At 31.3% G+C, this 25,123-nt stretch carries 20 protein-coding genes and 1 other RNA gene; 7 read left to right on the top strand and 14 right to left on the bottom strand.

Features of this window, described 5'->3' with window-relative positions; genetic code table 11:
* Positions 1–45: 45 nt before the first annotated feature.
* From ES045_RS08150 to ES045_RS08140, 3 genes are all read left to right on the top strand, one after another.
* Complete coding sequence (locus ES045_RS08150) at positions 46–2,268, top strand: RelA/SpoT family protein (protein ID WP_147115197.1); 2,223 nt, start codon at positions 46–48, stop codon at positions 2,266–2,268.
* A gap of 72 nt (positions 2,269–2,340) precedes the next feature.
* Positions 2,341–2,790, top strand: coding sequence for a Fur family transcriptional regulator (locus ES045_RS08145; RefSeq protein WP_147115194.1), 450 nt, complete (start codon positions 2,341–2,343; stop codon positions 2,788–2,790).
* A 38-nt stretch (positions 2,791–2,828) separates the two neighbouring features.
* Positions 2,829–4,100, top strand: a complete 1,272-nt coding sequence (locus ES045_RS08140) for an adenylosuccinate synthase (RefSeq protein ID WP_147115191.1) — start codon at positions 2,829–2,831, stop codon at positions 4,098–4,100.
* Between the two features lie 71 nt (positions 4,101–4,171).
* Here ES045_RS08140 and ES045_RS08135 read toward each other — a convergent pair whose 3' ends face one another.
* The 6 genes from ES045_RS08135 to nirK form a co-directional block, all read right to left on the bottom strand.
* Positions 4,172–5,971, bottom strand: a complete 1,800-nt coding sequence (locus ES045_RS08135; protein ID WP_147115188.1) for a hypothetical protein — start codon at positions 5,969–5,971, stop codon at positions 4,172–4,174.
* 142 nt (positions 5,972–6,113) lie between these two features.
* Positions 6,114–7,367 (bottom strand): alginate export family protein, encoded by a 1,254-nt coding sequence (locus ES045_RS08130; protein WP_147115185.1) that lies wholly within the window; start codon positions 7,365–7,367, stop codon positions 6,114–6,116.
* A gap of 9 nt (positions 7,368–7,376) precedes the next feature.
* Positions 7,377–8,099, bottom strand: a complete 723-nt coding sequence (ric, locus tag ES045_RS08125; protein WP_147115409.1) for an iron-sulfur cluster repair di-iron protein — start codon at positions 8,097–8,099, stop codon at positions 7,377–7,379.
* A 4-nt stretch (positions 8,100–8,103) separates the two neighbouring features.
* Positions 8,104–8,814 carry an SCO family protein gene (locus ES045_RS08120; RefSeq protein WP_147115182.1) on the bottom strand — a complete coding sequence of 237 codons (711 nt, stop codon included), beginning with the start codon at positions 8,812–8,814 and terminating at the stop codon, positions 8,104–8,106.
* Position 8,815: 1 nt separating this feature from the next.
* Positions 8,816–9,517: a formylglycine-generating enzyme family protein gene (locus ES045_RS08115; RefSeq protein ID WP_317131306.1), complete on the bottom strand. Its 702-nt coding sequence runs from the start codon at positions 9,515–9,517 to the stop codon at positions 8,816–8,818.
* A gap of 98 nt (positions 9,518–9,615) precedes the next feature.
* Positions 9,616–11,070 carry a copper-containing nitrite reductase gene (nirK, locus tag ES045_RS08110; protein ID WP_147115176.1) on the bottom strand — a complete coding sequence of 485 codons (1,455 nt, stop codon included), beginning with the start codon at positions 11,068–11,070 and terminating at the stop codon, positions 9,616–9,618.
* 319 nt (positions 11,071–11,389) lie between these two features.
* Between nirK and ES045_RS08105 the strand changes: the two genes are divergently transcribed.
* Entirely contained in the window at positions 11,390–12,610 is a 1,221-nt protein-coding gene (locus ES045_RS08105; protein WP_147115173.1) for a hypothetical protein, read from the top strand.
* On the opposite strand, the gene ES045_RS08100 is transcribed toward ES045_RS08105, so the two are convergent.
* On the bottom strand, positions 12,579–14,015 hold the full coding sequence (locus ES045_RS08100; protein WP_147115171.1) for a pyridoxal phosphate-dependent decarboxylase family protein: 1,437 nt from the start codon (positions 14,013–14,015) through the stop codon (positions 12,579–12,581). The two genes, ES045_RS08105 and ES045_RS08100, sit on opposite strands and share 32 nt — an antisense overlap.
* A gap of 148 nt (positions 14,016–14,163) precedes the next feature.
* Here ES045_RS08100 and ES045_RS08095 point away from each other — a divergent pair, with 148 nt between their 5' ends.
* From ES045_RS08095 to ES045_RS08085, 3 genes are all read left to right on the top strand, one after another.
* Positions 14,164–15,774 (top strand): OstA-like protein, encoded by a 1,611-nt coding sequence (locus tag ES045_RS08095; protein WP_223267210.1) that lies wholly within the window; start codon positions 14,164–14,166, stop codon positions 15,772–15,774.
* On the top strand, positions 15,775–16,959 hold the full coding sequence (locus ES045_RS08090; protein ID WP_147115168.1) for an aspartate aminotransferase family protein: 1,185 nt from the start codon (positions 15,775–15,777) through the stop codon (positions 16,957–16,959). It abuts the gene before it with no gap.
* A 180-nt stretch (positions 16,960–17,139) separates the two neighbouring features.
* Positions 17,140–17,430 (top strand): hypothetical protein, encoded by a 291-nt coding sequence (locus tag ES045_RS08085; protein WP_147115165.1) that lies wholly within the window; start codon positions 17,140–17,142, stop codon positions 17,428–17,430.
* Positions 17,431–17,585: 155 nt separating this feature from the next.
* Here the strand turns inward: ES045_RS08085 and ES045_RS08080 are convergent, their stop codons facing one another.
* The 7 genes from ES045_RS08080 to murA form a co-directional block, all read right to left on the bottom strand.
* Positions 17,586–18,281 carry a peptidoglycan DD-metalloendopeptidase family protein gene (locus ES045_RS08080; RefSeq protein ID WP_147115162.1) on the bottom strand — a complete coding sequence of 232 codons (696 nt, stop codon included), beginning with the start codon at positions 18,279–18,281 and terminating at the stop codon, positions 17,586–17,588.
* Between the two features lie 66 nt (positions 18,282–18,347).
* Positions 18,348–20,615 carry an aconitate hydratase gene (locus ES045_RS08075; RefSeq protein ID WP_147115159.1) on the bottom strand — a complete coding sequence of 756 codons (2,268 nt, stop codon included), beginning with the start codon at positions 20,613–20,615 and terminating at the stop codon, positions 18,348–18,350.
* A 183-nt stretch (positions 20,616–20,798) separates the two neighbouring features.
* Positions 20,799–21,101: RNase P RNA component class A (gene rnpB, locus ES045_RS08070), an RNA gene on the bottom strand.
* A 183-nt stretch (positions 21,102–21,284) separates the two neighbouring features.
* Positions 21,285–22,427 (bottom strand): molecular chaperone DnaJ, encoded by a 1,143-nt coding sequence (gene dnaJ / locus ES045_RS08065; protein WP_147115156.1) that lies wholly within the window; start codon positions 22,425–22,427, stop codon positions 21,285–21,287.
* A gap of 122 nt (positions 22,428–22,549) precedes the next feature.
* Complete coding sequence (locus tag ES045_RS08060; protein WP_147115153.1) at positions 22,550–23,098, bottom strand: nucleotide exchange factor GrpE; 549 nt, start codon at positions 23,096–23,098, stop codon at positions 22,550–22,552.
* Positions 23,099–23,203: 105 nt separating this feature from the next.
* Positions 23,204–23,752, bottom strand: a complete 549-nt coding sequence (locus ES045_RS08055; protein WP_147115403.1) for an HNH endonuclease — start codon at positions 23,750–23,752, stop codon at positions 23,204–23,206.
* A 58-nt stretch (positions 23,753–23,810) separates the two neighbouring features.
* Positions 23,811–25,121, bottom strand: coding sequence for a UDP-N-acetylglucosamine 1-carboxyvinyltransferase (murA, locus tag ES045_RS08050; RefSeq protein ID WP_147115150.1), 1,311 nt, complete (start codon positions 25,119–25,121; stop codon positions 23,811–23,813).
* Between the last annotated feature and the right edge of the window lie 2 nt (positions 25,122–25,123).

Genomic DNA, 25,123 nt, shown 5'->3' with positions numbered 1-25,123 from the left:
TAAATTCACTTTAGATAATTTAATTACAAATCTTCAAAATAATTTATGCAATACACAGCTACCATAGAAGAAGAAAATAAGGAAATTGCAAAACGGTATAAAGATTTACTAAAAGGTACTTATGAAATTTTATCTATTGATGATAAAAAATTAATTAGAAAAGCCTTTGAGATTGCCGTAGATGCACATTCTGAACAACGCCGAAAAACAGGCGAACCTTATATTTTTCATCCCATTGCCGTAGCTAATATTGTTGCTACAGAAATTGGTTTGGGCGCAACTTCTATTGCTGCAGCTTTGTTGCATGACGTAGTAGAAGACACTGAATATACCATTGATGATATGGAGCAGTTGTTTGGAGAAACAATTGCTAGAATTGTAAACGGACTCACAAAAATTTCTCGTTTAAATAAAGAACAAGACGCTTCCATACAAGCAGAAAACTTTAGGAAAATGCTCTTAACATTAAATGATGATGTAAGAGTTATTTTAATAAAAATTGCAGACAGATTGCACAATATGCAAACCATGGATGCAATGCCTGCTCATAAACAAGTGAAAATTGCTTCTGAGACTTTATACATTTATGCTCCTTTGGCACATAGATTAGGTTTGTATAATATTAAAGCAGAGTTAGAAGATTTAGGCTTAAAATATACAGAACCAGAAGTTTTTCATGATATTATTACAAAAATAAAAGAGAGCAAAGAAGATCAGAAAAAATATTTAGAAACTTTTGCAGAAACGCTAAAAAAAGGACTCGATAAAGAGAATTTTACTTACGATATAAAAGGGCGTTTTAAGTCTATTTATTCTATTCGTAGAAAAATGCGAAAGCAAAATGTAACTTTCGAAGAAGTATATGATAAATATGCAATTAGAATTATCTACACACCTACTTCAGATGATGACAAGTTTGATGCCTGGAAAATTTACACAATCGTTACAGACTATTTTAAACCAAATCCAACACGATTAAGAGATTGGATTTCGCAACCCAAATCTACGGGGTACGAAGCTTTACATATTACAGTTATAGGACCAAATGCACAATGGGTAGAAGTGCAAATACGTTCTAGTAGAATGAATGAAATTGCAGAAAAAGGGTATGCAGCTCATTTTAAATACAAACAAGGTAATAGTAATGAAAGTGGTTTAGAAACGTGGTTAAATAAATTAAAAGAATCTTTAGAAAACCAAAGTTTAAATGCAGTAGATTTTGTTGAAGAATTTAAATTAAATCTTTACGCTAAAGAAATTTATGTATTTACCCCGAAAGGAGATTTAAAGTCGTTGCCTAAAGATGCTTCTGCCTTAGATTTTGCCTTTTCTATTCATACAGATGTTGGTTTAAAATGTAGAGGTGCAAAAGTTAATGGTAAATTAGTACCGCTAAGTCATACTTTAAAAAGTGGCGATCAAATAGAAGTAATTACAACTTCAAATAACAAACCAAATTCGAGATGGTTAGATTTTGTAATTACTGCAAGAGCAAAAACAAAAATTAGAGCCGCTCTAAAAGATGAAGAAAAGATAATTGCAGAAGAAGGAAAAGCTATTTTAACCAGAAAATTACGCCATTTAAAAATTCCTTTCAATGAAAAAACAATTAACGAACTTGTTAGCTTCTTTAAAATAAAAACAAGTTTCGATTTATTTTATAGAATTGGTAATGGTGCAATAGACAATACAAATCTAAAAACGTATGTTGCACAAAGAAATAGTACCATACTAAATTTCTTTAAAACAAAGTTAAGGAGAACCCCTTCTGGTAATAAAGATATTGTAGAATCAGAAGAAATAACATCTAAATATGATGCTTTAGTTTTCGGGAAAGAAGAAGAAAAATTAGACTATAAACTCTCTAAATGCTGTAATCCTATTCCTGGAGATAATGTTTTTGGTTTTTTAACCATTAATGAAGGTATTAAAGTTCATAAAAATAATTGTCCGAATGCAATTTCATTACAATCTAACTATGCATATAGAATTATGCAAGCAAAGTGGATAGACTCTACAAAACAAGATTTTAAAGTATTTTTACATATTAGTGGTGTAGACAATAGAGGTATTATTAATGATGTTAGTAAAATTATCTCTAGTAAAATGGGCGTTTTTATTAATAGTATAAATATTGCTGGTGATGAAGGTGTTTTTGAAGGAAAAATAAGTCTAAGTGTAAAGAATAGCGGACAATTAAATAAGTTGATAAAAAGTATTCAAAAAGTAGAAGGTGTGCGAAAAGTAGACCGTATTAATAGTTTATAAATATCCTATTCAAAATAAGTAATTTATTCAGAAATAACAGTAAATTTGTTCTTTCGTAAAAATTTTAAGAAAATGAGTAATTCTCTTGAAAATCAAGAAGTAGTAAAAAAAGTATTTACAACATATTTAGAAGAGAATAAGCACAGAAAAACACCTGAGCGTTATGCTATTCTTCAAGAAATTTATGATGCAGAAGAACATTTTGATATAGAGTCTCTCTATATTAAGATGAAAAACAAGAACTATAGAGTTAGTAGGGCAACGCTTTACAACACTATAGAAATTTTGTTAAATTGTGGTTTGGTAAGAAAACATCAATTTGACGGGCAATCGATGGCACGTTATGAAAAAAGTTACTTCGACAAAAACCACGATCACGTAATATTTACAGATACGGGAGATGTAAAAGAATTCTGCGATCCTAGAATTCAAATTATCAAAAAAACGATTGAAGACATTTTTGATATTGATATTAAAAATCATTCCCTCTATTTTTACGGAACAAAAAAGAAAAATTCTTAATTAACAATACAACAATAAACAACTAATTAACACAACTAATGGCTGTAGATTTATTACTCGGATTGCAATGGGGAGATGAAGGAAAAGGTAAAATTGTAGATGTTTTAACAAAAGACTATGATATTATTGCTCGCTTTCAAGGAGGTCCAAACGCAGGACATACACTAATTTTTGATGGACACAAGCACGTTTTACACACAATTCCTTCAGGAATTTTTCACAAAACAGCATTAAATGTTGTTGGTAACGGTGTTGTTATAGATCCTGTTATCTTTCAAAAAGAATTAGAAAATTTAGACAAACATAAAATTGATTATACTTCTAAATTATTAATTTCTAGAAAAGCACATTTAATTTTACCAACTCACAGATTGTTAGACGCAGCTTCTGAAACGTCTAAAGGTAAAGCTAAAATTGGTTCTACTTTAAAAGGAATTGGACCAACTTACATGGACAAGACTGGTAGAAACGGAATGCGTATTGGAGATCTAGAATTAGAAAACTGGAAAGAAAAATACCACGCTTTAACAGCTAAACATTTAGGAATGTTAGATTATTTTAACATTGAAATTGAATATAATTTAGAGGAGTTAGAAGCAGAGTTTGATAGAGGTGTAGATAAATTAAGAACTTTACAGTTTATAGATAGTGAAGAATTTTTAAACAATGCTATTAGAGAAAAGAAAACAATCTTAGCAGAAGGTGCACAAGGTTCTTTATTAGATATCGATTTTGGTACGTATCCTTTTGTAACTTCATCTAACACAACAGCAGCAGGTGCTTGTACTGGTTTAGGTGTTGCACCAAATAGAATTGGCGAAGTTTTTGGAATCTTTAAAGCATACACAACACGTGTTGGTTCGGGTCCTTTTCCTACAGAATTATTTGATGAAGACGGAGCTGAAATGGCAAGAATTGGTCATGAATTTGGCGCAACAACCGGAAGAGCAAGAAGATGTGGTTGGTTAGATTTAGTAGCCTTAAAATATGCTGTAGATATTAACGGTGTTACACAATTAATGATGATGAAAGGAGACGTATTATCTGGTTTCGAAACTTTAAAAATTTGTACTTCATATAACTATAAAGGTGAAGAGATTTCTCACTTACCTTATAATATAGAACCAGAAAATATTTCTGTAAACTATTCTGAATTTAAAGGTTGGGATGAAGATTTAACAAAAATGACTTCAGCAGATCAATTACCGAAGAACTTACTAGACTATGTTGCTTTTATTGAAAAAGAAACAGGTGTTCCTGTAACTATTGTTTCTGTTGGTCCAGATAGAAAACAAACAATTAATAGATAAGTATCTATAATATCCTAATTATAAAAAAGCATCTTTTAAATTTTAAAAGATGCTTTTTTTGTGTTCTGTAATTAAAGATTTTCTAATTCTAAACCTATTAAAATTAATTTTTGCTGCTCTAACTGAAGCGCATCTAAAAGTGCTTCTTTATGCGCTACAAAAGATTGTTTTTGTTCTTTAAATAAGGCTTCATAATAACGAATACCTTCTTCTAAATTCTTTTTAAACTTCAACAAGTAGCGCAGTTGTTTTTTGTCGATAACCACTTTTGCATCTGTTACTTTTTCTTGTAAATGCGCCATATAAAGAGACAACTCTTTAACAAAGATGTTGGGTCTATCTGTTCTTGTCATCATATTTCTTCTACCATAGATATGATCTGTAATATTACGTAGGGTCATAATAGTATCAAAATAAGCCATATTTGGCCCAGGACAAACAGAAACGCCGGCTCCAATTTTCTTTGTACTCATTTTATTCAAAATTAGCGTAGAAGTACTCAAACCAACACAAATACAAGATTTTTCTATAATTTTATGGTGCTTTTGCTCTTTATCTTCCGCAGAAATATCTAAAGAATCTAATTCTTTTAATTTTAAATATTGATATGCTCTAGAAGCGGTGCACAAACCCGTTTCTTTAAACTCTTTATTAAGAGCGATAAATTTATTAGGGCAAGCACTTCCTGGTCTGTCTTTATTGATAAATTGTTGCTTTTCATCATCTTTTGTATTTCCTTTAAGGGTGTTAAACGGCACACCTAAAGGCGAAGTATTACTTAAATATAAATCTTCTTCTTTCGCATTCGCTAATTTTTCCATCGTTTTTTCATCAACACTCGTTGCTTCTGGTACTAATAAGAAAGGACTTCCCCAACCTACAGAATCTAATTGGTATTGTTCCATTAAAAAGGAATGCTCTTCATCTGTGCCAACACCACCTTGCGTTGTTATTTTTAAAACCAATTCATTTTTTGGTAAAACTCTATTGCCATCTTTAAGCGCTTCCAGTAATAATGTTCTAATTTCATCTTTTAAAACTTCTTTGTTTTTCTTAAACTCTTCTAAAACGGGGCCTAATAAAAAACCATCAGTAGCAAATGCATGTCCACCACAATTTAAGCCAGACTCGATTCGATATTCTGAAACCCATAATCCTTTTTTAGCTAAAAACTTTCCTTGAATAAATGCAGATCTATAATCACTTACTTTTAGAATTATTTTCTTTTTTATACGTCCGTTTTCATCAGGAAAAAAATCATCAAAATGACTGATGTACGAATACAACCTTGGGTTCATTCCTGCAGAAAGTACTAATGAAGAAGATAATTTACTGTTAGAAAACCCCCTTAAGGCAGCGTGCGCATCATTATATTCCACAGGTAATAATTCTTTATTTAAATAGTTTTCCTTATCAACCTTAGTCATGATATTTACATCAATGCTTCCCATGGTTAAATTAGTACAAATCCAATCTTTTAGCTTAGGAAAAGAAACGCCACTTTTTGTGAGATTCTCATATTCTTTTTTTAGGGAAGAATATTCTGGTAAGATAGAAATATAGTCTTTTAAAGCTTTACTTTTAATTGAAGATATATTTCTTAATTGGTTCAGTTTTTCTTCCGTTTGCTCATGCATTAAATTCAAGTAAGAAGTTATTCTCTTTGCTCTAAAGTCATCTACTTTGTCGGTTATTTCTTTATACGGAATTTCAAATTTCTCACTATAGAGTTTTCGTAATTTTTCTAGTAAAATATCATCTACCAAAGAGATTACAGAATCGATACCATATTGAGCTACTTTTAGGGGCGAGTCTATTGTAAACCCTATTCCCATTACTGGTATATGGAATGAGTGTGTACTTTTTATCATTTAATTTATATTTTAAATAAGCGTCTAAATTATTTGTATTTATATTCGTAAAACATGATTATTATCATTAAAGGGTTTGCATAAATAAAAAAGTCTCTTTTCGACTTTCATCTTAAAGAGACTTTTCGTCAACTAAAAAAAACTATTTTGAAACAAATAATGTGGGCTTAAAAGTGATCATTAACCATGTCCAAGAATTATCTGTAGTGCTATCTCCATTTTTTAATACTTCTAAAGATGCTGTTCCAAACATTTTAGAATATCCGCCATTTAGTACTACATTTTTAGAAATTTTGTATTCTATAACCAAGTCTACTTCTGTTCCTAAATTAGAGCTCATTTTTAAATTTCCTCTGTAAATATCTGCTGCAGATGAAAATAAATGAGGAATTACTTTTGCAGAAAACTGATCTTTAGTATAGCTAATTGTTGCATTAATATCTAACAAACCAACAGTATTTATATGATTTCCTACATAAAAATAATCCATAAAACCATTAAATTTATGGTTGGTTCCAAACACAGGATTAAACGATTTTATTTTAGTACTCGCATCGTTCATGTCTTTTCCAGACAAGTACTCTGCTCCTAGCCCAAAATTAAATACTTCCGAAGCTTTGTATTTTATGTTTCCTGCAAGGTAATTTGCATTCACAGAAGTATCAAAAATCTTTCCTGTTTGAAAATACAAGGAACCATCTAAAGACAATTTCCCTAAATAATAAGTTGCTCTAGAGCCAAAAGTTTGCGAATAATTTAATTCTTCTTCTGTAGCAGTGTTTAAAAACTCCACACCATTGTTTAAAGCTAAAAAACTCAATCCTAAGTTTTTTATAGCTGTGTGATACCAAGCATATTGAAATGTCTTATAACCAGCCACATTTGTGTATATCGAATTTGTAAGTTCTTCTGCATCGTTATTTAAAGAGTAACCAATTTCTAACTTTCCGTTTTCTGATGTTTCTATTTTTGCAATAACAGCATCGAAACTTCTAGCTTGTTGTGCCCAACCAACATTCCCAAAAATTCGACTGTCATCATAAATAATCTCTTGCCGTCCGAATTTTAAAGAAAATTTTTCTGTAAATTGATATGCTGCCCAAGCTTCATGAAAAGAATTTGCAATGTCTTTAGAAGCCAACGTACTTATATCTCCCCAAACTCTAACATTTTGTAAAGAAATACCAAGTGTTAATTTTTCTTGTTGAAAATCAAAATTTAAACGGGTTCTTTGAGATATAAAATTAGCACCTTCTTCCCCAGGTTTTATCAATGTTTTGTAACCATGCCTGTTTTCAAAACGAGGTCTAATTTCTGATGATAACTTAAATGATTGAGCAGACATTAGCACTGTAAAGAAAAGAGTTGCGATGGTAAAAAAAAATATTTTTTTCATAATTTAAAACTAATGCTTGTTTTTTTGTTCTAAAATAATTGCTTTAGGAAATAAAATATTATTTTCTAAATGAATATGCTGATGTAAGTCTTGCTCAAACTCCTCTAATTTTGCATACAAAGCTTTAAATGTGTTACAAGCTCCTTCTGGTGGTGTATAATTGTTCGCTAGTTTCTTAATTTCTTTGAGTATATCGCCAGCACTTTCATGTTCTTCTTCCATCATTTTAATAGGGTTGTTCACGGTGCCAAAATGAGGCTGATTTACTTTTACACCTGCTTCATCTGCTTTTACCAATTGCTTAATAAAAGGAAATAAAATAAGTTCTTCTTTTTTCATGTGTGCCGCTAATTCCTGCGCAACCACTTTAAACAAAGTGTTAATTTTAATAACTTCTGCATAATGATGCCCATGAACCTTGGCAACTCTTTCTGCATATTGCAATACTAATGGCGTACTTTCTGCAACATAACTATGGTGAATATTCTCGATATGATCTGCTAAAAAATCTAATTTCCAACCATCATAATTATAGGCTTTAGAGACAGCGCTACTCAATTCTGATAGTTCTTTTTCTAAAGTTTCATACGGAATATTATTTTTTTCGCACGCTTTTTTAATTGAAATTCCGCCACCACAACAAAAATCAATTCCATGTTTTTTAAATATATCTGCTGTTTTTATATTGCTAGTAACAACTTCTGCCACGGTATTATTTTCTGTTATAAACATCATTTTATTTTTTAACTGTTTCTATAATTTTTGTAATTGTTTCTTTATTATCTACACCTAAACCTTCTTGCTGATGCACCAATTCTCCTTGTGGATTAAAAACACTTATAATATTTGAATGCGAAAAGTCTAAAGGAGATATTTGCTTGTATTTTACTGATAAAATATTAGAAAATTCTCTAACATTACTTTCTGTCCCTTGTAAAAAAGTCCATTGTTCTCCATCCATATAATTTTCAATGGCAAACTCTTTTAGTTTTTTTGGTGTGTCTGTTGTTGGGTCTATACTTACCAAAACGTATTGAACATCCGTTTTAAACTCCGCAGGAATTTTAGCTTCAATATTTCTCATATCCGCTGCTAACCTTGGGCATGCGGCTTTGCAAGTAGTATAAATCATTACCATTACAATGGTTTTTCCTTTTAATTCTTTTAATGTGATACTTTTTCCTTCTTCTGTATTCCATGTAGAAGTTAAATTAAAGATTGATTCATCAGAGATTTCATCACTTATCACCTTTCTCTCTTTTTTTGAATTTGATTTTAAATCCATCTTACAAACCGGACAAATTCCTTTTTCTGAGTAGACTTTGTCTCCTTCACATTTCATCGGACATTGAAATCCTATTTCTGCGATCTCTTTCTGTTTCTTATCTACACAAGCACCCAATAAAGTAACTGTTATAAGTAATATTATAAATGTTAGTTGTTTCATTTTAGTTTATTTTATCATCTTTAACACATCTAAAACCAAGGTTTTTCATCGTGTATTTTGCTTTTAAACTTCCTCTAATTGCATAGCGCATAAATGCTGCATAATTCATTAAATCTGTTGCGTTAACGGCAGCACTTCCGCAGAATAAATCACTATCGATATCTACATCTTTTCGAGATTCTCCTGTAATTAAAACAGAATTAAAATCAGATGTCCACTCCCAAACCAAACCATGTAAATCATAAACTTTCCAATAATTTTGAAAAGTAGCACCAATTGTTAAATTGAATGTTTTTGGTTTTTCATACCAACTTAAAATAAAAGCATTGTACTCTTTTAACTTTCTAGCGTCTGGTATTGTTTTATTTGCCATTGCAACATATTCCCACTCATCTACTGTTGGCAATCTTTTTCCTTGATTTTCACAGTAATTCTTAGCAGCAAACCAAGAGACATTTGTTATCGGTGAATTTAATTTTTGAGTTGCATTTAAAATTGTATCCGATCTCCAATCGCGTAAATAACTTGCATCTACAAATAATTTAATTGCGTTACTTCGTTGCCATTTCGGATTTTTTTTAACAAAATCTAAAAATTCTTTGTTGGTCACAGGATACACATCCATCGAAAAATCATCTATTGAAACTTTCACAAAATCTCTACCATACAGAGGTATATAATTTCCGCCTTTGATTGGTACCATTTTAGACTGACAATTTGTTATAATTGAATTTAGAAATAGTACACAAATTGCCAATCTTAAAATAGCTTTCATTGAATTTGAATTAAATTGAACTTGAATTATTTATTTTTAACTTCTCTTACTGTCTTTAAACTAACATTGGTTTTATTATTTCCCCAAGAATTATAAACATATGTCATAACATCTGCCACTTGTTCTACTGTTAAAGTTTGTCTCGTCATCACACTGTTATATTTCTTTCCGTTTACAGTAATTTCACCTGTTTTACCATTTAAAACAATATCAATAGCTCTTTTTACATCAGCATTTAAATAATCTGATTTTGCTAAAGGTGGAAACGCATTGGGTATTCCTTGTCCTTCTGCTTGGTGACAAGCAAAACATGTTTTCATATATACTTGTTTACCATCTGCTATCTTTTGAGCCAAAGGTTTTTCTACCGCAGAAACAACTTCTTTCTTTTGCTCCTCAAGTTCTGGCATCGACTGAATTGTACTTCCTTCTGGATGATAAATTCCTTCTTGTTTTATACCAGAATACAAATCCTTTTTTTCTTCACCTGTTACTTTTAACATCCCTAAAGCACCTTTATTAAATGCTCTAAAAATTGCGTGATCTACTAAAATAAATGTTCCAGGAACTTCTACTTTAAAATCTACAATTGTTGCACCACCAGCAGGAATAGATGTTGTTTGCACATTTGTATTAATATTAGAACCGCCTTCTATATGCACATTATCGAAAATTTCTCCAATAACATGAAAAGAAGAAGTTAAATTAGGACCACCATTACCAACAAATAAACGAACCGTTTCACCTACATTAGCAGTAATTGCATTATCACCTGTTAAGGCACCAACTTTACCGTTAAAAACAACATAATCTGCATCTTCCTTTACCGCTTTTGTCATGTCAAAAGGTTGCAGCCCTTTTTCGCCAGTAGCTCCTTTTGTATAGAAATCTCCTTGCATAATGTAATATTCTTTGTCTACTGGAGGTAAACCTCCTTCTGGTTCAACTAAAATTAAACCATACATTCCGTTTGCAATATGCATTCCTACCGGTGCTGTTGCGCAATGATATACGTACAAACCAGGGTTTAATGTTTTAAAAGAAAACGTTTTTTCATGCCCTGGAGCCACAAAAGAAGATTCTGCACCACCACCAGGACCTGTCACAGCATGTAAATCTATATTGTGTGGTAATTTATTGTCTGGGTGATTAGACAATGTAAACTCTACCAAATCTCCTACTCTAGTTCTTATAAAACTACCAGGAACAGAACCACCAAACGTCCAATACATGTACGTAACACCATCTGTCATGATTCCTTCTTTCTCAATAATTTCCATATTGACTAGCAATCTTTTTGCACTTCTATTTCCTACAGGAGCTGGCACAAAAGGTGGCGCGGTTAATTCTGCCTCCATCGTTCCTTTAATATAAATTTTTGAAGTATCTACAATTGCTAATTCTTTCTTTTCTTCGCTTTTACAACTTGTAAGCAGCAAGCTTGTAATAAAGAGTAAACACACTGTTTTTAAAAGTTTCATTTTTTTAGTTTTTTTTAGTTAATCGTTCTTTTTTAATAAAAGATGTTATTGTCTTTTATTGCAGCAAATTTATGATAGTTTCTAAAAAAAATACATGACATTTGTCATAACTAAGGATATTTTTATCTTTATATTTCTGATACAAAAAATAAAAGTCTAAAAGAATGATTGATGAGTTTAATAACAATTCCTTTAAGTGAAAATAAGCCTAAAATTAATCGCATTATAGAGAGTTTGATACCTCAAAAAATAAAACAAGATGTTATCATTTTGAAATAAAAGATAGTAATTTTACAAAAAAAAATAACAGTAATTTTAAATGATAGCTATAAAAAAACAAGTTCTTATCAGTCTATTTTATTTTTTAATAGCTGCTAGCTTAGGAATTATACTGCGCCTTTTTCCTGTTACAGAAATAACAGCTACGTACAACTATATTGTACATACACACTCGCACATTGCTTTATTAGGTTGGGTCTATGTTTCGCTAACTTCTTTAATATTTCATCTTTTTATTAGGAAAGAGGCTGCAAAAAAACATGCGCTCGTTTTCTGGTGCACTCAAATTACAATTATAGGAATGTTGGTTAGTTTTCCGATAACGGGTTATGCTTTATTTTCTATAATTTTTTCTAGTCTTTTTCTAGTCTGTACTTATTGGTTTTATGCACTTTTTAGAAAAAACACCTGTTGTAGTAAAACAAGTTATGCTTATAAGTTTATAAACACTTCGCTCCTATTTATGGTCTTTTCTAGCATTGGTCCTTGGGCTATAGGAATTATTATGAATACACTTGGAAACACTTCTCATTGGTATAAAAATGCTATTTATTTGTATTTACATTTTCAATACAATGGTTGGTTTATTTTCTGTTTACTAGGATTATTTTTCTTCTTTTTAGAGAAAAATAAAATTCATGTTGATAATAAAAGAATTATTACTTTTTATAGATGGATGATTTTTAGCTGTATTCTTACTCTATTCTTATCTTTTCTATGGATAAAACCATCAATATTTATTTATCTTTTAGCAGTTATTGGAAGTCTCTTACAGGTACTTGCTTTGATAAAGTTTCATCAGATAATTAATAATATTAAAACGGATATATCACAAAAACTAACTCCTTTTTTGTTTCAGTTACTAAAGTTTGTGTACTTACTTTTTATCTTTAAAATAGTATTGCAATTTATTAGTTCAATTCCTTATTTTGCAGAATTGATATCGCAAATTATAGATTTTGTCATTGGTTATTTGCACCTTACTTTTTTAGGATTGGTAAGTTTGGCTTTATTTGTTTTCTTACAGTATTTTAAAATACTAAAACTCCCTAAGTTTTGGGTAAGAATCTATCTGTTTGGTTTTATTACTTCAGAATTTTTAATCTTTTATAAAGGATTTTGCAATTGGCAACAACTATCTATATTCGATAATTATTACCAATTTTTAGTGTTGATAAGTGCCTTAATTCCGATAGCACTTGTAGGAATTTTTCTTCAGAATTGTAACGCTATTTTTTCCACTCAGAAAGTACTTCAATAGCAAATGCATCACATTGATTTAAGGTGTCTTTAATATGGTCTAAAGTAGTTTTAGGATTTATTAAACACATTCTAATAACAATCTGGTTCTGTAAAACTGTAGTTACCAAAAGTGCTTCTTTAGAAGCAACAACTCTAGCTGAAATTTCTTGATTAAGGGTATCTATTTCTTTTTCAGTTAAATTTAAACCTAAAGGGTTGTATCTAAAATTAATAATAGCCAAGGTTGCAGGTGAAACTATTTCCCAGTTTTTACTTGCTCTTAATAAATCTTCCGTTTGGTCTGCTAAATCAATATTATAGGTAATGGCTTTTTTAAAGGTTTCTAATCCGTATGTTTTTATAGACATGTAAAACTTTAAAGCCCTAAATCTTCTAGTTAATTGAATACCGTAATCATAAAAATTAATTTCCGATTCGTTGCCTTCAATATCTCTTAAATATTCTGGTTTTTCACTAAACGTATTGCTTAACCAAGAAGCATCTTTCACTAACAAACAGCCAATTTCGTACGGTTGAAAAAACCATTTATGAGGATCTACAGTTAAAGAATCTGCACGTTCTATTCCTCTTAAAATTTTACTACCTTTTTTTGATAAAATTGCTGCGCCACCATAAGCACCATCAATATGAAACCAAAGATTTTCTTTCTCACAAATATCTGCTAATGTATCTAAAGGATCTACAGTACCTGTATTTGTAGTACCTGCAGAAGCAATAATGCAAAAAGGTTTTTTTCCTTCTAACTTGTCTTTTGCAATTTCATTCTTCAGTTTATTAATACTAAATTTAAACTCTATGTCTGTTGGTATTATTTTTACTTGCTCTTTTTTAAAACCTAAAACTCGTATTGCTTTTATGTTTGATGAATGTGCTTGGTCTGACAAATAAATAACAGCATCAGAAAAATCGTCTCCACATTTTACTTTTCTTGCAGTTACCAAGGCTGTTAAATTCGCCATAGAACCACCACTTGTAAAAATTCCACCACCTTTTGCAACCGGAAAATCAAACATTTTTAACAACCAATTTAGTGTTACAATTTCTAATTCTGCTGCAGCGGGAGAAACAATCCATCCACCAGAAAAAATATTGAATCCGGTTGCTAAAGAATCTGCCATGGTACTAATAAAATTACTTGGTCCAGGAACAAAAGAAAAGGCTTTTGGGTGACTAGAAATATTACTATTTGGCATTACGTTTTCCATAACAAAGTCTAAAACTTTGTCTGCGTCCATTCCTTTTTCTGGAGCTTCCTGTAAGAAAACAGCATCCATTTCTAGTCTAGTTGCACTAGAAACTGGTTTTTTATTTTCTACTTCATCATAATGGCTTACAATTAAATCTACAATCTTGTAACCATACGATTTCATTTCTTCTACCGATAAATCAAAAAAGGAATTCATTATTTTTATTTTTTGCAAAATTACGAGATATTCTGTTCATAGAAGCGAAAAATAGCACCTTATAAATGAATAAGGATTCCGTTAAATTTCACTTTTCTTTAGTAATCAACTATAATCTTTTCAGTATTTTTGTGCAAAACAGCATCTTTTGAAAAAAATATTAGTATTCTCTTTTCTTTTATTTTCTATTTTAGGTTTTTCTCAATCTAAAAAAATGATTTATTCTTCTGAACAACAATATGTTGATGAAGAGAAATATCCTGGCGCAACCATCTTACTTGGAAACGTTAAAATGATGCATGAAGGTGCGGTGCTTACCTGTAAACAAGCTTTGTATTACCAAAAACAAAACTTTTTTAAAGCTTTACAAAATGTAATGATCAAACAAGGAGATACGATTACACAAACAAGCGATTATTTAGATTATGATGCGAATGCTAAACAAGCATTGTCATGGGGAAATGTGGTTTTAAAAGACCCAGAAATGACCTTAACTACAGATACTTTGCAGTTCGACAGATTGAATCAGAAATTATATTACCAAAGTTTTGCAACTATAAAAGACCAAACAAATACCTTAAATAGCAAAAATGGTAATTACTATTTAGAAACAAAAAAATTTACAGCAACCACCAAAGTTACTGTTGTTAACCCAGAGCACAACTTAGTTTCTAATCATTTAGATTATTATACAAATTCTGGTATCGCGTATTTATATGGTCCTTCGACCATTACAAATACACAAAACGAAAATAGAATTTATTGTGAGCGTGGTTTTTATAATACAAAAACAGATATTTCTTATTTTGTAAAAAACGCAAAATTATATTTAAAAGAAAGAACAGTAGAAGGTGATAGTTTGTATTATGATAAAAGAAAAGGTTTTGCCTCTGCAACCAACAATATTCAAGTAATAGACACCGTAAAAAACTTTGTAACAAGAGGGAATTATGCAGAAATATTTGAAGAAAAGGATTCCCTTTTTATCATTAAAAAAGCGGTTGCAATTTCAATTGTAGACAAAGACTCAACCTTTATTCATGGCGATACCTTGTTAGTTACCGGAATTCCAGAAAAAAGAATTGTAAGAACGTATCACAATGTAAAAATATTTAAATCTGATTTACAAGGGAAATGCGATTCGATACATACAGACCAACAAAGCGGAATCACAAAAATGTTTAGAGATCCGGTGTTATGGTCAGACGGAAACCAGATTACTGGCGATACGATCCATTTAATTTCTAACGTAGCAACAGAAAAATTAGATTCTTTAAAAGTCTTAAATAATGCTTTTATAGTTTCTAAAGATTCTTTGTCTGTAAACGAATTCAACCAAATAAAAGGAAGGAACATGTTTGGTAAATTTAAAGAAAACAAGCTTCACTTACTTTTAGTAAAAGGGAATGCAGAGTCAGTGTATTACAATAGAAATGAGGAAACAAATATTATAGAAACCATTACAAAAGAAATTTCTAGCAATATAGAATTCACCCTTGAAAAAGGACAAATAGAAACAATAAAATATTTAAAAACTTCGGAAGGAAAGACATATCCTCCTTCAAAATTTCCTGAAGAAGATAAAAAATTACAAGGTTTTATTTGGCGAGAAAACGAACAACCTAAAACGCAAGAAGATATTTTCAAAAAAGATAAAGACGAAAAAACCCCTATTAAAAGCGATAAGGACGTTATAAAACCTTTACTTATTATCGATCCTAAAAAAAGTAAAAAAGAAATTACCACTAAGAATAAATAGATGAAAGATGATTTCTTTAAATACCAAGCACAGACCTCTCCTCACCCACTTGCTATAGAAGTTTCACGTGCAAAAGGAAGTTATATTTATGATACTTCTAACAAAGAATATTTAGACTTTGTTGCGGGTGTTTCAGCCAATAGTTTAGGTCACAATCATCCAAAAGTTACAGAAGCAATTAAAAATCAGTTAGATTCTTATGCACACGTAATGGTTTATGGTGAGTTTATTCAAAAACCTCAAGTGGATTTATGCAGGCTTTTGGCACAAAATTCCCCAGAAAATCTAAAGTCAGTTTACATTACAAATTCAGGAACAGAAGCTACTGAAGGTGCTTTAAAATTAGCAAAAAGAGTTACAGGTAGATCTGGAATTATAGCTGCAAAACACTCGTATCACGGGAATACTATGGGCGCAATGAGTGTTTCTGGTGTAGAAAGACAGAACCAAGCATTTAGACCATTAATTCCGGGTACAAAATTTATCACCTTTAATAATGAAGCAGATTTAGAACAGATTACCACCAAAACGGCTGCTGTAATTCTAGAAACTATTCAAGGTGGCGCTGGTTTTATAGAACCTAAAAATGGCTATCTAACAAAAGTAAAAAAGAAGTGTGAAAAAGTTGGTGCCCTTTTAATTTTAGATGAAATTCAATCAGGAATTGGGAGAACAGGTACCTTTTGGGGATTTGAAAATTACAATGTCGTTCCAGATATCATTATCACCGGAAAAGGTTTGGGTGGTGGAATGCCAATAGGCGCTTTTATTTCTTCTTCTGAAATGATGGGATTGTTAAAAGACAATCCTAAATTAGGTCATATTTCTACATTTGCAGGCCACCCTGTTATTGCTGCTGCTGCTTATGCTACCGTAACAGAAATCTTAAGAGAGAATTTACTTGCAGAAAGTTTACGCAAAGAACAAATTATTAGAATACACCTACAACATACTGCCATAAAAGAAATTAGAGGAAAAGGATTGATGTTGGCTCCGATTGTTGAGACACCAGAACTAGCAACTCAAATTATTTTGAAGTGTTTAGAAAACGGATTAATTCTTTTCTTTTTACTGTTTGAAGGGCGCGCAATGAGACTAACTCCGCCACTTACTATTTCTGACGAAGAACTTGTAAAAGGTTGTAAGATTATACTTAAAAGTATCAATCAAGTGCTAAAAGAATAACTTTTTTCTTTGCCTATATTTTAACAGTTTATTTACGAAAATGCCTTTAAAAGTGAAATAATATGGACTTATTAATTTTAATTAGATAGCGTTAATTATATCTTAAACCCACTAATTGCTGAAACGTTTTTGAATTGGTATCGTCTTTACCATATAACATCAAGCTAAAACACACCAATTATGAAGAGTTTAAAAACAGTTATCGCCGTTATTGCAATTAGTTTATCTATCGTATTTTCAGTTTCTGCATCAGAAACAAACCCTAAGAAAGCAAAAAAAACAAAAACTTTAAGAACAGAATTATCCTCTTTTATTGGAAATGATATTCCTTTTGAAATAAATAAAACAATTACTGCTGAAGTTTCTTTTATTATAAATAATAACAACGAAGTTGTTGTACTATCTATAAAGTCTAAAGTTTCTGAATTAAATTCATTTTTAAAAAGAAGGTTGAACTGTAAAAGGAATTAAAAAAGGCGAAGTCTATATAATCCCTCTAAAAATAAATAAAAAATAATACAACTGTTGTTTGTTAGCTGGTACCTTTTCAATACAAAACTTTATTTGGGCATTTTTTATTTTAATCCTGAATAAAAAAAGCTAAAATAATACAAATCACATCCATTTTATAAATCTAATTTTAATATCAAATTAGGATTTGGGCAATTATTCATATAGAACTCAATATTTTCTTTTGAACAAACTCCTGGGTAATCTCCAAAATTCTGTTCCATATTTCTAATAATCTGAAAATGTAAATGAGGTGCGTAATCTCCGTTTATTGAAGCATCTCCTAAAAACCCAATAATATTTCCTTGTAAAAAAACATCACCAATTTTAATTTTTTCAATAGAGCTTGAAGATAAATGACCATAAAGACTATAGAAAATTTCACTATTAACTTGATGTTTTAGAATGATTGTTGGTCCATAATCCCCAAAATTATTATTGTTTTTAAAACTATGTACTTCACCGTCTAAAACAGCTAATACTTTTGTATTTGCTTTGTACCATAAATCGATACCTAAGTGAATGTTTCTTTTCTCATTTTCTGCTAATTTTTTAAAATAAGCACTTCTATCATACAAGTTTCTTTTCTCTAAATAACCTCCAAAAGCAACTTCTTTATCATTTTTTTTTAGATATGAAGTAAGATACTTTTCCCATTCTTCAGAAGAAGAAACATCAAACTTTTGTAAATCTGTGTTCTTTTCTGAAATATCTATTGGGAAATATTTATCTAGAGAAATAGCGGTATCAATAACAGCCACTGCCTCTAATGAAAGTTGGTTTAAAAATTGATTAAATTCTGTTGTATTCATAATTATTTATATAACAAAAAAACTCTCGAATTTCATCGAGAGTTTTATATGTAAACACTAGAAATATTAAGCGTTTTCTTTTTTTATCAAGTTTAAAGCAGAACCTTCGTTATACCACTCAATTTGACCTTCATTGTATGTGTGATTTACAACAATAGTGTCTTTAGATCCGTCTGCATGCACAACCTCTATATTTAAAGGTTTATTTGGTGCAAACTCATTTAAATCTACAAAGTTAAAAGTATCATCTTCTTGTATTAAGTCATAATCTGCTTCATTCGCAAATGTTAAACCTAACATTCCTTGTTTCTTTAAGTTTGTTTCATGAATTCTCGCAAAAGATTTTACTATAACAGCAGCAACACCTAAATGCCTTGGCTCCATAGCAGCATGCTCTCTAGAAGAACCTTCACCGTAGTTATGGTCTCCAACAACAATTGTTTTAATCCCTGCAGCTTTATAAGCTCTTGCAGTATCTGGCACACCACCAAACTCACCTGTTAATTGATTTTTCACAAAATTGGTTTTCATGCCAAAAGCATTCACAGCTCCAATTAAACAGTTGTTAGAAATATTATCTAAATGACCTCTATAACGCAACCATGGTCCTGCCATAGAAATGTGATCTGTAGTACATTTTCCATGTGCTTTTATTAGTAATTTTATACCTGTTAAATCATTTCCTAAAGGCGTAAAAGGCTCTAATAATTGTAATCTTTCAGAATCGTTTTTCACAGCAATTTGCACGTGACTTCCATCTTCTTCTGGCGCTAAATAACCATCATCTTTTACTTCGAAACCTTTTGGAGGTAATTCCCATCCTGTTGGTTCGTCTAACATTACTTCTTCTCCGTTTTCATTGATTAATTTATCCGTAATTGGATTAAAATCTAAACGACCAGCAATGGCAACTGCTGCAACCATTTCTGGTGAAGCTACAAAGGCATGCGTATTTGGGTTACCATCTGCACGTTTTGCAAAGTTTCTGTTAAAAGAGTGAATTATAGAGTTCTTAGGTGCATTTTTAGGATCTTCATAACGTGCCCATTGACCAATACATGGCCCACAAGCATTTGTAAAAATCTTAGCATCTAATTTTTCAAAAATTCCTATAATACCATCTCTATCTGCAGTATATCTTACTTTCTCTGAACCTGGATTAATTCCTAATTCAGATTTCATTTTTAATCCTTTATCAATTGCTTGTTGTGCAATTGAAGACGCTCTCGATAAATCTTCATAAGAAGAGTTTGTACAAGAACCAATTAAGCCCCATTCAACTTTTAAAGGCCAATCGTTTTTATTTGCAGCATCCGTCATGTCAGACCCCACTTTTGTAGATAAATCTGGTGTAAATGGTCCGTTTAATAAAGGACTTAATTCTGATAAATTAATTTCAATTACTTCATCGAAATATTGTTCTGGGTTTGCATACACCTCTGTATCTCCCGTTAAATAATCTTTCACTTTATTTGCTGCATCTGCAACATCACTTCTATCGGTAGCACGTAAATAACGCTCCATAGATTCATCATAACCAAAAGTAGAAGTAGTTGCTCCTATTTCTGCTCCCATGTTACAAATGGTACCTTTACCTGTACAAGACATAGAAGTTGCTCCTTCACCAAAATATTCTACAATTGCACCTGTTCCACCTTTTGCTGAAACAATACCTGCAACTTTTAAAATAACATCTTTTGGCGCTGTCCAACCAGAAAGTTTTCCGGTTAACTTTACTCCAATTAACTTTGGAAACTTTAATTCCCAAGCCATACCTGCCATTACATCTACTGCATCTGCACCACCAACACCAATAGCAACCATACCTAAACCACCAGCATTTACTGTATGCGAATCGGTACCAATCATCATTCCTCCTGGAAATGCATAATTTTCTAAAACTACTTGATGAATAATTCCTGCTCCTGGTTTCCAGAAACCTAAACCGTATTTATTAGATACCGATTCTAAGAAATTAAAAACTTCATTACTTGTATTTAAAGCTGATTGTAAATCTGAACTTGCTCCGTTTTTAGCTTGAATTAAGTGATCACAGTGTGTAGTTGTAGGAACTGCAACCTTAGTTTTACCTGCTTGCATAAATTGCAATAAAGCCATTTGCGCGGTTGCATCTTGCAAAGCAATTCTATCTGGAGCAAAATTTACATAGTCTTTTCCTCTCGAAAAAGCTTTTTTAGGATTTCCATCCCAAAGGTGACTGTATAATATCTTTTCTGCTAAAGTTAAGGGTTTTCCTGTAATTTCACGTGCTACATCTACGCGTTCTACAACGTTTGCGTACACTTTTTTGATCATATCAATATCAAAAGCCATATTCTCGTTAAATTTTATGATTATAAGTAGTACAAAATTACATTTTTTAAGTGAACTTTAAAAGATAAATAATAGATAGCTACAATTAATGAATAAAGAAAAGTTATTTCTTAAAATTATAATGATTTCGTAATTAAAAGCAGTGAATTTTATCATAAAACAAAAATATGATCAAAATAATATTAAAAAAGCAGGCTAATAAGCCGAATTCTGTTCCTTAAAAAGGTTCTTATCATTTATCTAGTTCTAAAATTGCTCTTAGAATCCATCTGCCTACCCTTTAGAATCGAGCGAGTAGCTCTCAAGCTCTAATATACATGGCATTGCACCTCATAGAGTTTACCTGGTTTCACTACAGCCGAACTGTACATACTTTCTGTTGCACTGGTCCTCAACTTACGCTGGACGGATGTTATCCGCTATGATACTCTTTGGTGTCCGGACTTTCCTACTTGTTAAAACAAGTCGATAAGATAAGCCTGCTTATTTTTTAATATTTTGTTATACTACAATTAATTTTCATAAAAAACCCACTCAATAAATTGAGTGGGAAAAATTGCTATGAAAAAGAAAAAGTGTTATCGATTTCTCAATAACACTACAAATATACATCAAATATTATCTTTAATACAATATTTTATGCATTTTGATTAAAAATATATACATTTCCTATGAGAACATGTCTTTTACTTTTTCAAAAAAAGATTTATCTGACTTGTTAGGTGCTGGCGCAAAATTTTCACTATCCGTCATTTTTTCAAAGAACTGTTTTTGTTCCTTATTTAATTCTTGCGGTGTCCAAACATTAATATGAATTAGGAAATCTCCTGTTCCGTACCTTTCTATACTTGGTAACCCTTTTCCTTTTAATCTTAAAATCTTACCAGATTGTGTCCCTACATCAATTTTAATTTTTACTTTTCCAGTAACAGTGTCAACCTCTTTACTGGTTCCTAAAACAGCTTCAGAAAAATTAATATACAAATCATAATGTATATTAGTTCCTTCTCTTTTTAAAGTTTCATGCGGAATTTCTTCAATTAAAACCAATAAATCACCCGCTATAGAGTTCTTACCCGGAGCTTCATTCCCCTTTCCGCCTACTTTTAACTGAACTCCTTCTGTAACTCCTTCAGGAATATTTATAGAGACCGTTTCTTCTGTAATAATTAAACCTTGTGCATCTGCATCATTTGGTTTGCTGCTTATAATTTCTCCGGCTCCAGAACAAGTTCCACAAGTTGTTGCTGTTTGCATTCTACCTAAAATAGTATTGGTAACACGCATTTGCTGGCCAGAACCATTACAAGTTGTACACGTTTTATAAGAAACGCCTGCTGCTTGCACTTTTCTGCGAACCTTTACTTTCTTCTCTACACCTTTGGCTATTTCCTCTAAAGTTAGTTTTACACGAATTCGCATATTACTTCCTTTAACTCTAGCTTGACGCTGGCCTCCACCACCACCAAAACCACCAAAGCCGCCGCCGAAACCACCGCCTCCACCGCCGAAAATATCTCCAAACTGACTAAATATGTCATCCATATCCATGCCACCGCCACCAAAACCACCGCCACTTTGAGGGCCATCAAAACCTGCATGACCATATTGATCATAACGAGCTCTTTTGTTTTCGTCACTTAAAACTTCATAAGCTTCTGCAGCTTTCTTAAAGTTTTCTTCAGCATTTTTATCATCAGGATTCTTATCCGGGTGATATTTAATCGCCATTTTTCTATATCCTTTCTTAATTTCTGCTTGAGATGCCGATTTTGAAAGATCTAATATTTCGTAAAAATCTTGTTTTGCCATTTTTATTTTTAGTTTTCAGTATTCAGTCGCAGCTTTTCAGTATTCTTTGTTGCCTGTTACTAATACTTTTTTAATTTTCAGTTTTAGTTTGCATATGCTGCTAACTAAAACTGAAAACTCTTTTATTGTCCGATAACCACTTTTGGGTAACGAATAATCTTGTCTCCTAGTCTATATCCTTTTTCGATACAATCTATTATCTTTCCTTTTAAATCTTCTGAAGGTGCAGGAATTTGCGTAATTGCTTCATGAATTTCAGCATCAAAAGTGTCACTAACATTTGTCGCTATTATCGACAGTCCTTTTTGCTCTAAAGTGTTATAAAATTTTTGATAAATTAATAGAACACCTTTTCTTAATTCTTCGGCTTCCTTATCTCCTTCAATATGTGGCAGCGCACGTTCGAAATCATCAATAATTGGCAGTAAAGATGTCATTAATTCTTGTCCTGCAGTTTTAAACAACTCTATTCTTTCTCTAGTTGTTCTTTTTTTATAGTTTTCAAACTCTGCAAACAAACGTAAAAACTTATCCTTTTCAGCTTGAAGTAATTCTTCTGCTGTAGGTTCTTCTTTTACAACTTCTGCTTCTACTTCTTGATTTTCTTCAACTTGAACAGTTTCTTGTTCGTTCTTTATTTCTTCCTCGTGTATAGTGTCTTTCTTACTCATTTCTTTGTAATCGTTAAATTGTCTCTTATCTATAGGCAAAAATGTTGCCAACAAAAAAATAGTGTCAAACTGACACTATCTTTCTTTTCGTTTTTGTACTAGTTTTTATATGGTAACGTGCGCCCAATTTTCACCAGATTTAATTCTATGAATTTGCATATCTGAAACGCCAAAACGTTTCGCTATCATGGTAATTCTAGTTCTTTTATTTTTAAGTTGCCTTTTTATAATTTTTACTTTTCCTTCAGTAAGCTTATAATTGGTTTTAATGTTTTTTCGAGACTCAATAAATACAGGGTTTTTAAACTGATGTAATTCTTTTTCTCGTTTGGTTGCCCATTTTAAATTTTCTACAGTATTATTATTCTTATCATAATCAATATGCAAAACAAAAACTTTCGCTTCATTTTCTTTTTCTAAAAAATGTTGGGCAACGAGTTTATGAACATATCTACTTGTAGATTTGTTATTTACTGCTTGTTTTAATGAAATAGTTTCATAGCCATTAATGAAACTCTTTTTTCTTAAAGATTCTTTATCACCTTCGCAATAAAGAACTCTTCCAAAATTTGAAATCTTAAACCTCTTTTTTATAGAAACTTTTTCATCAAACTCAATTTCTCTCCATTCTTCGTTATATAAATTGCGTATCATCATTAAAAAGTATTTATTTTAAATTCATAAAACACTTTTTCTTATTCATCATTTTTTTTTATTCATTAATCCTTTCAATCTTAGCACCAATAGACTTTAAACGAGCTTCTATATTTTCGTATCCTCTATCTATTTGCTCTATATTGTTGATTATTGAGGTTCCTTTTGCAGATAATGCTGCGATTAGTAAAGAAATTCCTGCTCTAATATCTGGCGATGTCATTTTAGTTGCTTTTAATGAGCTTTCAAAATCCATTCCAATTACAGTTGCTCTGTGAGGATCACATAAAATAACTTTAGCCCCCATATCAATCAATTTATCAACAAAAAACAACCTACTTTCAAACATCTTTTGATGTATTAAAACGGTTCCTTTTGCTTGTGTTGCAATCACCAAAACAATGCTTAATAAATCTGGAGTAAAACCAGGCCAAGGAGCATCTGCCACTGTTAAAACAGAACCATCAATATAATTCTGAATCTCATACGATTCTTGAGCCGGAATATAAATATCGTCGTCTCTTTTCTCTAATTTAACGCCTAACTTTCTAAATACATTTGGTATTTGTCCAAGATTTTCCCAACTAACATTTTTTATCGTTAATTCTGAACGTGTCATTACCGCAACACCAATCCAAGAACCAATTTCAATCATGTCTGGTAATACGGTATGCTCACAACCTCTTAAAGAAGCTACACCTTCTATTGTTAATAAATTAGAACCAACACCAGAAATTTTTGCGCCCATAGAATTCAACATTTTAGATAATTGCTGAATGTAGGGTTCGCAAGCCGCATTGTATATTTTTGTAGTACCTGTAGCCAAAACAGCAGCCATTAAAATATTTGCTGTACCTGTTACAGAAGCTTCATCTAGTAACATTTCTGTACCGTATAACTCTTCTGCCTCTACACCGTAAAAAGATTCTTCTTTATTATAACGAAATTTTGCACCTAATCTTATAAAACCTTCAAAATGCGTATCTAATCTTCTTCTTCCTATTTTATCTCCTCCAGGACGCGGAATGTATCCTCGACCAAAACGCGCTAATAACGGACCAACAATCATTATAGAACCTCTTAAAGAGCTGCCATCTCTTTTAAAGTCTTCAGATTCTAAATAATCTAAATTAACTTCATCTGCCTGTAATGAGTATGAATTTCTACTTAATTTTTCGACCTTAACACCTAACTCTCCTAAAATAAAAATTAGTTTATTTACATCAATAATATCTGGAACATTGTTTACAACTACTTTCTCTGGAGTTAATAAAACTGCACAAAGTATTTGTAAAACTTCATTTTTTGCTCCTTGCGGAGTAATTGTTCCATTTAATTTATGACCGCCTTCAATTTTAAATGATGCCATAG

It is taken from the genome of Polaribacter sp. IC073 (genome assembly GCF_007997075.1).
Lineage (GTDB): Bacteria > Bacteroidota > Bacteroidia > Flavobacteriales > Flavobacteriaceae > Polaribacter.
This window is presented reverse-complemented; position numbering and strand designations above follow the sequence as displayed.